This window comes from Klebsiella planticola, from assembly GCF_000783935.2.
Taxonomy (GTDB): Bacteria; Pseudomonadota; Gammaproteobacteria; order Enterobacterales; family Enterobacteriaceae; genus Klebsiella; species Klebsiella planticola.
In genome coordinates this window covers 2,954,012-2,968,176 of sequence record NZ_CP026047.1, presented here as the reverse complement: position 1 = coordinate 2,968,176, position 14,165 = coordinate 2,954,012, and the positions used below count along the sequence as shown (strand labels likewise).

13 protein-coding genes are annotated in these 14,165 nt (G+C 57.2%); 4 read left to right on the top strand and 9 right to left on the bottom strand.

The annotated features are described in order from the left end of the window. Positions 1–13: 13 nt before the first annotated feature. Positions 14–526 carry a YbaY family lipoprotein gene (locus tag MC50_RS14375; RefSeq protein WP_032689225.1) on the bottom strand — a complete coding sequence of 171 codons (513 nt, stop codon included), beginning with the start codon at positions 524–526 and terminating at the stop codon, positions 14–16. Between the two features lie 219 nt (positions 527–745). On the opposite strand from MC50_RS14375, the gene tesB reads away from it, so the two are divergent. Further along, positions 746–1,609, top strand: a complete 864-nt coding sequence (tesB, locus tag MC50_RS14370) for an acyl-CoA thioesterase II (RefSeq protein ID WP_047664223.1) — start codon at positions 746–748, stop codon at positions 1,607–1,609. 97 nt (positions 1,610–1,706) lie between these two features. On the opposite strand, the gene amtB is transcribed toward tesB, so the two are convergent. From amtB to MC50_RS14345, 5 genes are all read right to left on the bottom strand, one after another. Then, entirely contained in the window at positions 1,707–2,993 is a 1,287-nt protein-coding gene (gene amtB / locus MC50_RS14365) for an ammonium transporter AmtB (RefSeq protein ID WP_032689240.1), read from the bottom strand. Between the two features lie 33 nt (positions 2,994–3,026). Next, on the bottom strand, positions 3,027–3,365 hold the full coding sequence (gene glnK / locus MC50_RS14360) for a P-II family nitrogen regulator (protein ID WP_004858743.1): 339 nt from the start codon (positions 3,363–3,365) through the stop codon (positions 3,027–3,029). 242 nt (positions 3,366–3,607) lie between these two features. Then, the gene (locus MC50_RS14355) at positions 3,608–5,386 is read right to left on the bottom strand and encodes a SmdB family multidrug efflux ABC transporter permease/ATP-binding protein (RefSeq protein ID WP_004858742.1); all 1,779 of its coding nucleotides are present in this window, start codon (positions 5,384–5,386) and stop codon (positions 3,608–3,610) included. Then, positions 5,379–7,151 carry a SmdA family multidrug ABC transporter permease/ATP-binding protein gene (locus tag MC50_RS14350; protein WP_047664221.1) on the bottom strand — a complete coding sequence of 591 codons (1,773 nt, stop codon included), beginning with the start codon at positions 7,149–7,151 and terminating at the stop codon, positions 5,379–5,381. Before MC50_RS14350 ends, MC50_RS14355 begins: the two co-directional genes overlap by 8 nt. A 42-nt stretch (positions 7,152–7,193) precedes the next feature. Beyond that, positions 7,194–7,652 (bottom strand): Lrp/AsnC family transcriptional regulator, encoded by a 459-nt coding sequence (locus tag MC50_RS14345; protein ID WP_004858739.1) that lies wholly within the window; start codon positions 7,650–7,652, stop codon positions 7,194–7,196. Between the two features lie 115 nt (positions 7,653–7,767). Between MC50_RS14345 and MC50_RS14340 the strand changes: the two genes are divergently transcribed. Continuing rightward, complete coding sequence (locus MC50_RS14340; protein WP_047664219.1) at positions 7,768–8,820, top strand: PLP-dependent cysteine synthase family protein; 1,053 nt, start codon at positions 7,768–7,770, stop codon at positions 8,818–8,820. Positions 8,821–8,864: 44 nt separating this feature from the next. Here MC50_RS14340 and cof read toward each other — a convergent pair whose 3' ends face one another. Continuing rightward, on the bottom strand, positions 8,865–9,683 hold the full coding sequence (gene cof / locus MC50_RS14335; RefSeq protein WP_047664216.1) for an HMP-PP phosphatase: 819 nt from the start codon (positions 9,681–9,683) through the stop codon (positions 8,865–8,867). A gap of 822 nt (positions 9,684–10,505) precedes the next feature. Here cof and MC50_RS14320 point away from each other — a divergent pair. Continuing rightward, the gene (locus MC50_RS14320; protein ID WP_047664215.1) at positions 10,506–12,206 is read left to right on the top strand and encodes an SgrR family transcriptional regulator; all 1,701 of its coding nucleotides are present in this window, start codon (positions 10,506–10,508) and stop codon (positions 12,204–12,206) included. A 66-nt stretch (positions 12,207–12,272) separates the two neighbouring features. After that, on the top strand, positions 12,273–12,968 hold the full coding sequence (gene queC / locus MC50_RS14315; RefSeq protein WP_032689231.1) for a 7-cyano-7-deazaguanine synthase QueC: 696 nt from the start codon (positions 12,273–12,275) through the stop codon (positions 12,966–12,968). 215 nt (positions 12,969–13,183) lie between these two features. On the opposite strand, the gene MC50_RS14310 is transcribed toward queC, so the two are convergent. Together MC50_RS14310 and MC50_RS14305 are read right to left on the bottom strand one after the other, a co-directional pair. Then, the gene (locus MC50_RS14310) at positions 13,184–13,585 is read right to left on the bottom strand and encodes a YbgC/FadM family acyl-CoA thioesterase (protein ID WP_047664213.1); all 402 of its coding nucleotides are present in this window, start codon (positions 13,583–13,585) and stop codon (positions 13,184–13,186) included. Positions 13,586–13,695: 110 nt separating this feature from the next. Further along, a complete protein-coding gene (locus MC50_RS14305; protein ID WP_047664211.1) occupies positions 13,696–14,064 on the bottom strand; it encodes a helix-hairpin-helix domain-containing protein in 369 nt (122 codons plus the stop codon). Positions 14,065–14,165: the final 101 nt, after the last annotated feature.

Genomic DNA, 14,165 nt, shown 5'->3' with positions numbered 1-14,165 from the left:
GGGCATAGATGGGTTACTGCGCGGCAGGGGCATCGCTGCTGGCGACCGGTACGGCCGTCTGCTGTACCGGCACCAGAATCAGGTCGGCCCGGTTCCCTCCCCCATTCACCACCGTCTGCACGGTATCGGTGATAAACATCATCTGACCGTTAACCGTAATGGCCGAGCTCAGCAAAATGCGGGCATTCGGTTTGATATCCGCCGGGTTGTACGGCAGGACAAAGTTATACGGCGGCTGCTGGCCTTCGGTGCGAACCGTTTTCTGCGCCAGGACATGCGCCGGTGCATCGGCCAGCGACGCATCCGATAAGGTGACTGTCAGTACCGCATCCGGCGGTAGGGCGACTCTCTGCCGGATCGAGATAGTCCCTGATACATTAGGCTGCTGCTGCGAAGAAGTCAGTGACGCAATGCCATATGGATCGGGGGCAGCCGCCTTATTGGCTGTCGTGGCGCTGTGATTATTCGCGCAGGCGGTCAAAGCGGTTGCAACGGCTAAAGCACTTAACATATAGGCAAATTTCATTATGTTCTCCTTTTCATCCCTTTACTTGCAGGAGTATGTCCTGCCGACTGGCGAGCAGTAACATTGGCATCGTGGATAAGTGTGGCACAGATCTCAGTTCTCTTCCTGCAAATGACCCTTTATTCAGATTATTACACCCATCGGACCACTTGCGATTCCAGGTTATACTTGGCCTCAATACGCACTGCGCAAGGCAGTTATCATTGATTGAGGGTAAATATGAGTCAGGCACTAACCAATCTGCTGGCATTATTGAATCTGGAAAAAATTGAAGAAGGGTTATTCCGCGGGCAGAGTGAAGATCTGGGCTTACGTCAGGTTTTTGGCGGCCAGGTCGTCGGTCAGGCGCTGTACGCGGCGAAAGAAACCGTGCCTGCCGAGCGTCTGATCCATTCATTCCACAGCTATTTCCTGCGCCCTGGCGATAGCCAGAAACCGATTATTTATGACGTCGAAGTACTGCGCGATGGCAACAGCTTCAGCGCCCGTCGGGTGGCGGCCATTCAAAACGGGAAACCCATTTTTTATATGACCGCCTCTTTCCAGGCGCCAGAGCCCGGCTATGAGCACCAGAAATCGATGCCGACCGCCCCTGCGCCGGATGCTCTGCCTTCCGAAACCGACATCACGCGCAAGCTGGCGCACCTGCTGCCGCCGCAGGCCAGAGATAAGTTCCTCAGCGACAAACCGCTGGAAATCCGCCCGGTTGAGTTTCACAACCCGCTGAAGGGCCACGTTGCAGAACCGACCCGTCAGGTGTGGATCCGCGCCAACGGCGCGGTGCCGGAGGATATTCGCATCCATCAGTACCTGCTGGGCTACGCTTCCGATTTCAATTTCCTGCCGGTGGCGCTCCAGCCACACGGCGTCGGGTTCCTGGAACCGGGGATGCAGGTGGCGACGATCGACCACTCGATGTGGTTCCATCGCCCGTTCAACATTAATGACTGGCTGCTGTACAGCGTTGAGAGCACTTCTGCCTCCAGCGCCCGGGGCTTCGTTCGCGGTGAGTTTTATACTCAGGATGGCACGCTTGTGGCGTCAACGGTGCAGGAAGGGGTCATGCGCAACCGTAACGCGTAAGGAGTTATGCGCGACGGGTAACATCTGATGTTGTCCCTCCTGACGAAAAAAAGCCTCCCGTCGGGAGGCTTTGCTGCTACTGGAGTGACTCAATTTATCAGGCGTTGTAGGCGTTTTCGCCGTGGCTGTTGACGTCCAGACCTTCGCGCTCCTGCTCTTCCGGAACACGCAGACCTACGGTCATATCCGCCACTTTATAACCGATGAAGGCCACAATGCCGGACCAGACGATAGTGATACCGATACTTTCCAGCTGCACCAGCAGCTGATGGCCCATGGTGACGCCTTCCGCGTAGCCAACGCCGCCCAGAGAGGTTGCGGCAAAGATACCGGTCAGGATACAGCCCACGATACCGCAGACACCGTGTACGCCGAACACATCGCACGGGTCATCAACACGCAACCAGCGTTTGAGAACCGTTACGCCCCACAGACCCGCCAGACCGGAGGCGATACCCACAATCAGTGAGCCGCCTACGCCGATGTAACCACATGCCGGGGTAACGCCAACCAGACCGGCAATCGCCCCGGAACAGGCACCTAACAGAGAAGGTTTACCGCGGGTCGCCCATTCGCCGAAGGTCCAGGCCAGAATAGCCGCGGCGGTCGCCACAACGGTGTTGACGAAAGCCAGCGCGGCAATTTCGTTCGCCGCACTCGCGGAACCGGCGTTAAAGCCAAACCAGCCAACATACAGAATTGCCGTACCGGTGAAGACCATCGGCAGGTTATGCGGTTTGAACGCTTCTTTGCCAAAGCCAACGCGTTTGCCCATCATATAGGCGCCAACCAGACCGGCCACGGCGGCGTTGATATGCACCACGGTACCGCCGGCAAAATCCAGCGCGCCGTGCGTCGCCAGCAGACCACCGCCCCATACCATGTGTGCAATCGGCACATAGGAGAGCGTCATCCAGACGACGACGAAAATCAGCACCGCGGAGAACCGAATACGTTCAGCCAGCGCGCCCACGATCAGGCCAACGGTGATGCAGGCGAAGGAGCCCTGGAAAGCGACGTGGATGTACTGATAGAAGGTTCCCATCAGCGCTTTCAGCTCAATGTTTTTCAATAATACCCAGTCGAAGCTGCCGAAGAAGCTGCCGCCGGTACCAAACGCCAGGGTGTAGCCATAAACCACCCACAGCACGCATACCAGCCCAAAGGTGACGATGACCTGGGTCAGCATAGAGAGCACGTTTTTACCGCGAATCAGGCCACCATAGAACAGCGCAATGCCCGGAATGGTCATAAACAGCACCAGCGCGGTGCAAATCATCATAAAGGCGTTGTCGGCTTTATCTGCCACTGCCGGTGCGGCCATCGCCAGCCCCGGAAGCAGTGCCAGCGAACCCAGACCCGTTTTCATTGTTGCTATTTTCATTTTCTCGATCCCCATCACTGTGTGGTCTGGACGTTACAGTGCCGCTTCGTCGGCTTCGCCGGTGCGGATGCGAATAACGCGTTGCAACTCGGCGACAAAAATTTTGCCATCGCCAATTTTTCCGGTGTAGGCCGCTTTACTAATCACATCAACGACCTCATCAAGCTGATCGTCGGCAATCGCGACATCAATCTTCACCTTTGGCAGAAAATTGACGCTGTATTCGGCACCACGGTACAGCTCGGCGTGGCCTTTCTGACGGCCAAACCCTTTTACCTCAGTGACCGTCAGGCCCTGAATGCCGATGGAAGATAACGCTTCACGCACATCTTCCAGTTTGAATGGTTTGATTACCACGGTAACCAGCTTCATAAGTCCCCTCCGCTCTGAATTCGTAATGGCAGCAGCTAACACACAGGGAATAAAGCAAGGGCTATGCCAGAAATGAAAAAGGGCCGCATAGCGGCCCTTTTAACGAAGAAAACAGAAGAACGGCGGCAGAAGATAGCGGAAAAGCGCCGACCACCGCCCAAAATGCACCATTTCAGTGCATCAGGCGTTGCATTTTTGCACCATGCTAAACCGCGCCAGCACGACTGCTTGCTTATAGTGCATCAGGCAATAAGCGACTCTTCCTGCGCGCTGGCAGCCAGCTCTTCACCAGCCAGCTGCAGCTGATACATTTGCCAGTAGCGCCCTTTTGCTGCCAGCAACTGCTGATGATTGCCACGCTCGACGGCCTGACCACGGTGGAGCACCAGAATGGTGTCGGCCTCAACAATCGTCGACAGACGATGCGCAATCACCACCAGCGTGGTGTGCTGACGAACTTTGGCCAGCGCTTGCTGAATCGCCTGTTCGGTGCCGGAATCGATATTCGCCGTCGCTTCATCGAGAATCAAAATCTGCGGGGTATCCACCAGCACCCGCGCCAGCGCCAGCAGCTGCTTCTGTCCCACCGAGAGATTATTCCCCTGCTCGCCCAGCTGCGTATAAATCCCCTCGCTCATCCCGCGCGCCAGTTCTGCCAACTGCACCGACTCCAGCGCCTCCCAGACCTGCGCCTCGCTGATATCGCGACCGAGCGTGACGTTGGCATAAAAGGTATCCGCCAGCACCACCGGATCCTGCTGCACCATGGCGACGCCCTGGCGCAAGGCGCTGTGGCTCAGTGAAGCGAGCGGACGACCGTCGATACGAATTTCCCCTTTGCTCAGCGGGTAGTAGCCCATCATCAGGCTGGCCAGGGTGCTTTTACCGCTGCCGGTATGACCGACCAGCGCCACAAAACCACGGGACGGAATATCCAGGTTAATGTCCTGCAGCACCAGACGATCGCCGCGATAAGCAAAAGAAAGATTCTCAATCGATACCGTGCCGCTGCGCAGCGGCGCACTGTCCTGCCCCCACGCCTGACGCGGGCGATCCATCAATTCGAAAACGCGCTCGCCGGCGACGACCGCCTGCTGAAGCATCGACTGCTGGGTCGTCAGCTCGATCAGCGGCTCATTCAGGCGCCCCAGGTAGCTGATAAAGGCGTACAGCACCCCGACTTCAATTGTGCCCGCCGAGCTAAATCCGAACAACATCAGCAGCCCGCAGAGCACCAGGGTTGAGAACAGACTCAGCAGCGGGCGCAACAGGAAACCATCGAGGCGCAGCGTTTGCATCCGCGCCAGATAGTGCGCATAGCTGGCTTCGCGCATCCGCTCGCCGAAACGCGCCTGCTGGCGGAACTGCTGGATAACGCCCATGCCGTTGATGACTTCATTAAAGCCGTCGTTGATATCCGCCAGCCAGGCCCGCACCCGACGTACGATCGGCGTGCTGTAGCGTTGATAAATCATCATCACGATCAACACCGCCGGGAAAATCGTCAGCGCCACCAGCGCCATGCGCCAGTCAAGGCTGAACATCGCCACCAGCATAGCGCCAATCAGCGCCGCGCTACGCAGTACCGTCGCCACCACCGTGACGTACAGATCGCGGATCACTTCCGTATCGTTGGTGACGCGAGAGATGAGCTGTCCGACCGGCTGGGTATCAAATTCGCTCAGCGGCTGGCGCAGCGCAGCATCCATCACATCACTGCGCAGCTGCTGCACCACGCCAACGGCGGCGCGATTAAACAGCAGCGACTGGTTATAGTGCAGAGTCGCTGCGAGGATCTGCAGGCCGAGATAGGCCGCGGCAAGACCGCAGACCAGCTTCAGCGGCACGGAGTTCTTCGCCACCATATTATCGATAAAGTAGCTGATCAGCAGTGGACCACTGACCTCGGCGGCCGCAGCAATCCACATCATCACCACCGCAATAATCAGCGGTTTACGCCACGGGGAACCGTAGGCCAGCAGCCGTTTTAAAGTCGGCCAGAGCTCGGAAAAACTACGCATCAGCGGCCTCCTCTTGATCCTGCGGCGCATCGTCCAGCGCCGCTTCCAGCTGTTGATAGCGATACATATCGCGATACCAGCCGGGCTGCGCCACCAGTCCATCGTGACGACCGCGCTGGACAATATGACCATGCTGCATCACCAGAATCTCGCTGGCCTCAGTCAGTGCCGACAGGCGATGGGCGCTGATAATAACCGTTCGCCCCTCTCCCCACTGCCGCAGATTATGCAATATCTGATGCTCGGTCCGGCCATCCACCGCCGACAGCGCATCGTCAAGAATCAGAATCTCCGCTTCCAGCAACAGCGCGCGGGCGATGGAAATGCGCTGTTTTTGCCCGCCGGACAGCATCACGCCGCGTTCGCCGACTTCCGTTTCATATCCCTGCGGCAGGCGCAGAATATCGTCGTGTACGCTGGCCAGCCGCGCAACATGCTCAATTTGCTCCGGCGTCGCATCGGGCCTGCCGAGCGCAATGTTGTTGGCGACGGTGTCGGAAAACAGGAACGGCGTCTGGTTCACGACCGCCAGCCGGGCGCGCCAGCTATCGAGCTGCAGCCGCGTCAGCGGAATATCATGGAAGCGAATATCCCCTTGCGTGACGTCAAAGTGGCGCTGAATCAGCGCCAGAATCGTACTTTTCCCTGCGCCGGTTGGCCCGCAAATGCCCAGCATTTGCCCAGGCTGGAGCACGAAGTTGACCTTCTCCAGCGAGGCCTTATTCGCCTGCGGATAGATAAATTCGCGTACGGCGACACTAAGCGCACCGCGCCCTTCCGGGGCCAGCTCATGACCATCGTTGACGGTCGGCGCCTCTTCAAGCATCGTGCGGATCCGACTGTAGGCCGCGCTGCCGCGTTCTACGATGTTAAACATCCATGCCAGCGCCAGCATCGGCCAAATCATCAAACCGAGATACATCACAAAGCTGGTCAGTTGGCCAAGGGTCATACTGCCCTGCAGCACCATCCAGCTCCCTCCGCCGATCGCCAGCAGGTTAGCCGTGCCAATCGCAATATAGATAGTCGGATCAAAGCGCGCATCAATGCGCGCCACACGCATGTTTTTCCTGCCGGTATCCGCCGCATCGGCAGCAAACTGCGCCGATTGCCGGTCCTCCAGGCCAAAGGCCTTAATCATGCGAATGCTGGTCAGGCTCTCCTGAGTACGATCGTTCAGGCTGGAGAATGCCGCCTGCGCGACGCGGAAGCGTTCATGGAGCGCATCACCGTTACGCTTGATAACCAGGGCCATCACCGGCATCGGCAACAGCGCCAGCAGAGTGAGCTGCCAGCTGATTTGCGTTGACATCACGATCAACACCGCACAGCCCATTACCATAGAGTCCACCAGCGTCAGCACCCCTTCCCCCGCGGCAAAGACCACCCGATCAACATCGTTGGTGGCGCGCGCGATCAGGTCGCCGGTGCGGTGGCGCAGGTAAAAGGCCGGATGCTGACGGCTGAGCTGACGATAAAAGTCCTCCCGTAGCTCCACCGCCAGCTGATAAGAGGCGCCAAAAAGCAGCACGCGCCAGACGTAGCGCAGCAGATAGACCATCACCGCGATCAGGACTAACGCGCCGATCCACATCCACACCCTCTCCGCGGTGTAATGTTGTCTGGTGACGCCGTCAACCACGATTCCCACCACCTTTGGCGGAATCAGCTGTAAAACGGCGATAATGGCCAGCAGGGCAATCGCACCGAGATAACGGCGCCACTCCCGACGGAAGTACCAGCTAAGTTGAGCAAATAATCGCAAGCAGTTAAATCCTGAGTGTATAAATCGTCGCGGCAAACGCCGTTAATCAATAGGTAAGGCAGTGGTGTATTTTATCTGTTCCATCGCGAAACTCGAAGTGACATCAGACAGCCCGGGTACGCTGTTCACCAACCGTTTATAAAAATCATCGTAGCGTTTCATATCCGCCACCTGCACTCGCAGCAGGTAATCATACTCTCCCGCCATACGCCAGAAGCCGAGGACTTCCGCCATCTGCGTGACTTCGCTGACGAAGCGGCAGTACCAGTCGCTGCTGTGATGCTGGGTCTTAATCAGCACAAATGCCGTCAGACCGAGCCCAAGCTTTTCGGCATCCAGCAGCGCCACGCGCCCGAGCAGGATCCCCTCATCTTCCAGCCGCTTCAGCCGTTTCCAGCAGGGTGTGGTGGTCAGATTAACGGCATCAGCCAGCGCCTGCAAAGAGAGGGTGCAGTCAGTTTGCAGCAAAGAAAGCAGCTTACGGTCAATTTTATCTAACACAGGGCACCTCTGGAGAAAAATTTTCTCCATTCATTGTAATTGAAAGGCTAAATAGCAACAATTTTTCCTCACGCTTCCGCTAAGCTGGGCACAAAATGACAAACAGGAAATGACGATGAATAGCGCCTGGGTAAAACACGCAATCAGTGAAATCAACGCCGATTATCAGCGTTCCGCCGACACGCACCTTATTCGCCTGGCGCTGCCCGGGTTCCCGGGTATTCAGATCTACCTGAAGGATGAGAGTACCCATCCTACCGGCAGCCTGAAACACCGCCTGGCGCGCTCGCTGTTCCTTTACGGCCTGTGTAACGGCTGGATTAAAGAAGGGACGACGATTATCGAAGCCTCTTCCGGCTCGACGGCGGTTTCTGAAGCCTACTTTGCGCGTCTGCTCGGTCTGCCGTTTATCGCCGTCATGCCTTCCTGTACGGCAAAACGTAAAATTGAGCAGATTGAGTTTTATGGCGGTCGCTGTCACTTCGTCGAGAGCGCGTGCGAAATCTATGCCGCCTCCGAGAGACTGGCTCGCGAACTGAACGGCCATTATATGGATCAGTTTACCTTCGCTGAACGAGCAACGGACTGGCGCGGCAATAACAATATTGCCGACAGCATCTTCCGGCAGATGACCCATGAACCGCATCCGCAGCCCTCATACATCGTGATGAGCGCAGGGACCGGCGGGACATCGGCCACGATTGGCCGCTATATCCGCTGTCAGGGCTATGATACTCAGCTGCTGGTCGTCGATCCGCAAAACTCGGTGTTCCTCGACTACTGGCAGAGCCGCGATGCCGGCCTGCGCAGCCCGGTAGGAAGCAAAATAGAAGGTATCGGTCGTCCGCGCGTCGAGCCATCATTTATTCCTGACGTCGTCGATGAGATGATGCGGGTGCCGGACGCGGCCAGCGTCGCCACCGCCCTGTGGCTGGAAACGCTGCTTGGTCGCAAAGTCGGCGCCTCCACCGGCACCAATATGTGGGGCGTGCTTGAGCTTGCCGTGCGTATGCGCGCTGAGGGGCGTACCGGTTCTATCGTCACACTGCTGTGCGATAGCGGCGAACGCTATCTGGAAAGCTATTACAACCCGCAGTGGGTCGCGAGTCAGATCGGCGATATCACTCCGTGGCAGGCAAAAATCGCGGCGATGGTGAACACACAATAAAAAAAGCCAGACACCGTGGTGCCTGGCTTGCTGGAAAGGTCTGTTTATTCGGGGGAATAAGGAAGATCGGGATTATCCAGCCAATGAGTTAAAAAATGGGAGACCGCTTCATGGCGGCAGTCTCCAATAACCGGCAAATGCGGCAGCTCCGCTTTGAGCTGCGGCATAGCGTTACCCATAATGACCCCGCGCCCGACGCTACCGAGCATTTCGCGGTCGTTCATGGCGTCGCCAAACGCCATACAATCCTGCATCGACAGGCCCAGATGCTGGCTAAGTACCGCCAGCGCAGCGCCTTTATTACAACCATTCGGCAGCACTTCCAGGCAGTCGAACGCTGAAAAACAAATATGCGCGCGATCCCCGAGTGCTTCAGCCAGCTGAACGTTGAGCCGCTGGAGATCGTCGTGATCGCCGCAGAAGCAGACTTTGGTGACGTTATCCGTCGCCATCCGCCGGGGATCGGTGATCTGATAGCGAAAGCCGCTGAAAATATGCGCTTTCAGCAATTCGGGCATCTCCTGCCCGGTAAACCAGCCACCGTCATTAAAGACGTGCATGCTGGCCGCCGTGTCCCAGCGACGGTGGAGCACCGCTTCGGCGACGCCAGGATCGAGATCGCTGCGATGCAACTCTTCTCCATCCAGCGCATGAATCCGCGTACCGTTGCCGGTAATTAAGTAGGCATCCAGCGAGAACTCACCGATGACGTGGCGCATTTCCAGCGCATGGCGTCCCGTGGCAAAGGTCAGGGTGATGTCACGATCGCGCAGGCGCTTCAGCGCTGAGAGCGTTGAGGTTCCCAGACGATGGTCCGGCAGCAGCAGCGTGCCGTCCATATCAAAAGCAGCGAGTCTTGCCATGTGAGCTCCCAAAAGCACGGTGAGTTTTACTTGAGTTCCAGTATTGCCTGAGATATACGGAAGTAATAGTGAATAGATAAATTTTATTGTTCCGGGTTTATAAACCGCGCTCGCGCAGGCCCCGAAGGGCCGCTCGGGTAACTGGCGAGCAAGCGCAAGCGGCACAGGGGCAGCCTTGTCAGGTGGGGTGAATATACACAACATCATTCAGCCTGCATCAAGGCGGCAAGTGCGCAAATCCCCGGGCGCTTACTCCAGTAAGTAGCCGGGGCGAGCAAGCGCAAGCGGCACAGGGGCAGCCTTGTCAGGTGGGGTGAATATACACAACATCATTCAGCCTGCATCAAGGCGGCAAGTGCGCGAATCCCCGGGCGCTTACTCCAGTAAGTAGCCGGGGCGAGCAAGCGCAAACAGCACAGAGGCAGCCTTGTCAGGTGGGGTGAATATACACAACATCATTCAGCCTGCATCAAGGCGGCAAGTGCGCGAATCCCCGGGAGCTTACTCCAGTAAGTAGCCGGGGCGAGCAAGCGCAAGCGGCACAGAGGCAGCCTTGTCAGGTGGGGTGAATATACACAACATCATTCAGCCTGCATCAAGGCGGCAAGTGCGCGAATCCCCGGGAGCTTACTCCAGTAAGTAGCCGGGGTAAGCAAGCGCGAGCAGCACAGGGGCAGCCTTGTCAGGTGGGGTGAATATACACAACATCATTCAGCCTGCATCAAGGCGGCAAGTGCGCGAATCCCCGGAAGCTTACTCCAGTAAGTGACCGGGGTGAGCAAGCGTAGCCAACGCAGAGGCAGGTTGAAGGATGAAGTGTATATGAGATTACTGAACAGGCTGAACCAGTACCAGCGCCTGTGGCTCCCCTCCTCCGGCGCGCCACAGCAGGTGACCGTGAGCGAGCTGGCAGAACGCTGTTTTTGCAGCGAGCGCCATATTCGAACGCTGCTTCGTCAGGCTCAGGAGGCCGGCTGGTTGAGCTGGCAGGCGACTCCCGGGCGCGGAAAACGCGGCACGCTGGTTTTTCACACCGCGCCGGAAGCCTTACGTAATGAGATGATGGAGCTGGCGCTGAGTCAAGGCCAGCAGAAAAACGCACTTGAGCTGGCTCAGCTGGCGACGGAAGAGCTGAAGGCGCTGCTTTCACCTTTTCTTGGCGGTCAGTGGCAAAACAATACGCCGACTTTGCGCATTCCCTACTATCGCCCGCTTGAGGCGCTGCAGCCGGGTTTTTTACCCGGCCGCGCCGAACAACATCTTGCCGGGCAAATTTTTTCCGGTCTGACGCGCTTCGGGGCGCAAAGCAGCGCTCCAGTCGGTGATTTAGCCCATCACTGGCAGGTATCGCCGGACGGCCTGCGTTGGCAGTTTTATATCCGCTCAACGCTGTTCTGGCATAATGGCGATCCGATAGAAACGCCACAGCTTCAGCGGCGGCTGCTGATGTTGCTGGAGCTGCCCGCCCTGCGCACCCTGTTTGCCAACATTAACCGGATCGATGTCACCCATGCGCAGTGTCTGACGATTACGCTGCATCGCCCGGATTACTGGCTACCGTTCCGCCTCGCCAGCGACGGCAGCGTACTGGCGCACCCCGATGAACCAACGGTCGGTAGCGGGCCGTTCCGTCTGAAACTGTTCAGCCCGGAGCTGGTGCGGCTGGAGAATCATCCGCGCTATCATCTGAACCATCCGCTGATCCAGGCGGTGGAGTACTGGATAGCCCCCCAGCTGTTTGAGCACAATCTGGGCACCAGCTGCCGCCACCCGGTGCAGATTACCATTGGCGATCCGGATAAGCTGGCAAATCTACGTCAGGTCAGCAATAGCATCAGCCTCGGGTTTTGCTACCTGGCGCTGCGGCAAAGCCCTCGCCTCAGCAAAGCTCAGGCGCAACGTCTGGTATCGCTTATTCACCGCTCTTCACTGCTGAAGACACTTCCGCTTGATGAAGATTTGATTACCCCCAGCAACGAGGTATTGCCCGGCTGGACCATTCCCCTGGGGCCAGAGAATCAGGATGTTCCTCTGCCTGAACAGCTTACGCTGCTGTATCACCTGCCGGTCGAACTGCACACGATGGCAGAACAGCTTCGCCTACGGCTTGCCGCTCTCGGCTGTGAACTGAAACTCATTTTTCACGACGCCAAAAACTGGCACGGTTGCCAGGAGCTGGCGCAGGCGGATTTGGTCATGGGCGATCGGCTGATCGGCGAAGCCCCGGAATACACGCTGGAACAGTGGCTGCGCTGCGATACGATGTGGCCTCATTTATTGACCGGGGCACAGTATGCTCATCTGCAGGCCACCCTCGATGCCGTCCAGGCGCAGCCTGAAGAACGCAGCCGCAACGAAGCGTTGCGCAATGTCTTCAATATCCTGATGGACGATGCCATCATGACGCCGCTATTTAATTACAATTATCGCATCAGCGCCCCACCGGGCGTAAACGGCCTGCAGCTTAACGCCCGAGGCTGGTTTGATTTCGCCAGCGCCTGGCTACCGGCATCGCCGCCGTGATGAAGCTGGTCGCCGCGCCCATCAGGCGCTACCATATCGCTTTCACTTTGATTGTCAGGAATTGCCATGAAACGCGCCGTAGTTGTCTTCAGCGGAGGACAAGATTCAACGACCTGCCTGGTGCAGGCTCTGCAACAGTACGATGAAGTGCACTGCGTCACTTTTGATTATGGCCAACGCCACCGCGCGGAAATTGACGTCGCTCGCTCTCTGGCGTTAAAGCTGGGCGCCGTTGCCCATAAGGTGCTCGACGTGACGTTGCTTAACGAGCTTGCCGTCAGCAGCCTGACCCGCGATAACATCCCGGTGCCGGACTATGAGCCGGAAGCCAGCGGTATCCCGAATACCTTCGTTCCCGGGCGTAATATCCTGTTTTTAACCCTGACGGCGATTTACGCCTACCAGGTTAAGGCGGAAGCGATCATTACCGGCGTGTGCGAAACCGATTTTTCCGGCTACCCGGACTGCCGTGACGAGTTCGTGAAAGCACTGCACCATGCCGTCAGCCTCGGAATGGCAAAAGATATTCGCTTCGAGACGCCGCTGATGTGGCTTAACAAAGCCGAGACATGGGCTTTAGCCGATTACTGGGGCCAGTTAGCACTGGTGCGCCATGAAACCCTGACCTGCTATAACGGCATTAAAGGCGACGGCTGCGGACAGTGTGCGGCTTGTAACCTGCGCGCCAACGGGCTAAGCCAGTACGAGGCCGATCGGCCGGGTATTATGGCAGTGATGAAACACAAAACCGGACTACAGTAACCGGTGGCTTCCCGGTAGCGGCTGAGGCCTTACCGGGCCTGCAAGATCTGCGCATAGCATCAAGCCCTTAGCCGGTCAGCGCAACTCCAGTAACCAGTCCGCAACGAACCGTAGGCCGGGTAAGGCGTCAGCCGCCACCCGGCATTTTCTCTATGACCGTTAGCTGAGACAGATGCGCGGCAGCGCATCCGGGACATACTCCTCCGACTGGCCCGTCAGCAAGGCTCCAGCTGAACCAGTTTCTCGCGCAGTTCACCCTCCAGCGGCAGCGCCTTCTGCGTTTTCAGATCGATGCAGACAAAGGTGATTAGCGCATCGGCTACCGCCTCGCCGTTAGGGTTAAGGGTTACCACCTGGCTTAACGTTCCGCTTTTTCCGTTCAGCTGTTCCAGTTTGCTGGTGACGGTAAGCACATCGCCTAGTACCGCCGGGCGTCGATAGTTGATATTGATATTTACCACCACAAAAGCGATGTTGCGTGCGGTCATCCAGTGAAAAGCCGGGCTGCTTTCCAGGCCGTCCCAACGCGCCTCTTCGAGAAACTCCAGATAACGCGCATTATTGACGTGCTGATAGACGTCGAGATGATAGCCGCGAACTTTGATTTGTGTCTGCATAGCGCACATGCCTTATCTTGCATTGTTGTATTGAGGTCAGAGGTCACACCACTTAAGTGACCTCTTCATTCTGGCAAATAATAACGACTGTGCAAACTTGTACTGAAAATTTACAGCTTCAGATGTGACAGGTTTCTCTCCACCAGCGAGTGACCCATCCCCGGGACCTGCTTAAGATCGTCAACGGTTTTAAATGGCCCGTACTCTTCGCGATAGCTTACGATAGCCTGCGCTTTCTTCAGACCGACGCCATTCAGAGCCTTTGACAGCTCTTCTGCGCTGGCGCTATTGATACTTACCCTGATGCCATCATTCTCAGTCGTATTTAACACATCAGGCGCTTTCGCCTGCGGCGTCTGTACGCTCTCTTTTGCCGTCGCCGACGTCTTCCCGCTGGAAGGGGCGGCAAGTACACCCTGATGTCCTGCCGCACAAACCAGTACGGCGGCGGCAATAAGCGTTTTCAATCCACGTTTCATGCTGTTATCTCCTTGTTTGTAGACAGCAAGGTCACAATAGCGAGAGTGGAAAAGGAGTACAAAAGACAAACCGCAGAAATGGAAAAGGCCGCGAAAGCGGC

Excerpts from the sequence above, each read along its gene's own strand:
- queC (WP_032689231.1), top strand. The coding sequence starts at position 12,273 with ATGAAACGCGCCGTAGTTGTCTTCAGCGGAGGACAAGATTCAACGACC.
- MC50_RS14375 (WP_032689225.1), bottom strand. The coding sequence starts at position 526 with ATGAAATTTGCCTATATGTTAAGTGCTTTAGCCGTTGCAACCGCTTTG.
- MC50_RS14305 (WP_047664211.1), bottom strand. The coding sequence starts at position 14,064 with ATGAAACGTGGATTGAAAACGCTTATTGCCGCCGCCGTACTGGTTTGT.
- amtB (WP_032689240.1), bottom strand. The coding sequence starts at position 2,993 with ATGAAAATAGCAACAATGAAAACGGGTCTGGGTTCGCTGGCACTGCTT.
- cof (WP_047664216.1), bottom strand. The coding sequence starts at position 9,683 with ATGGCAAGACTCGCTGCTTTTGATATGGACGGCACGCTGCTGCTGCCG.
- MC50_RS14320 (WP_047664215.1), top strand. The coding sequence starts at position 10,506 with ATGAGATTACTGAACAGGCTGAACCAGTACCAGCGCCTGTGGCTCCCC.
- tesB (WP_047664223.1), top strand. The coding sequence starts at position 746 with ATGAGTCAGGCACTAACCAATCTGCTGGCATTATTGAATCTGGAAAAA.
- MC50_RS14340 (WP_047664219.1), top strand. The coding sequence starts at position 7,768 with ATGAATAGCGCCTGGGTAAAACACGCAATCAGTGAAATCAACGCCGAT.
- MC50_RS14355 (WP_004858742.1), bottom strand. The coding sequence starts at position 5,386 with ATGCGTAGTTTTTCCGAGCTCTGGCCGACTTTAAAACGGCTGCTGGCC.
- glnK (WP_004858743.1), bottom strand. The coding sequence starts at position 3,365 with ATGAAGCTGGTTACCGTGGTAATCAAACCATTCAAACTGGAAGATGTG.
- MC50_RS14310 (WP_047664213.1), bottom strand. The coding sequence starts at position 13,585 with ATGCAGACACAAATCAAAGTTCGCGGCTATCATCTCGACGTCTATCAG.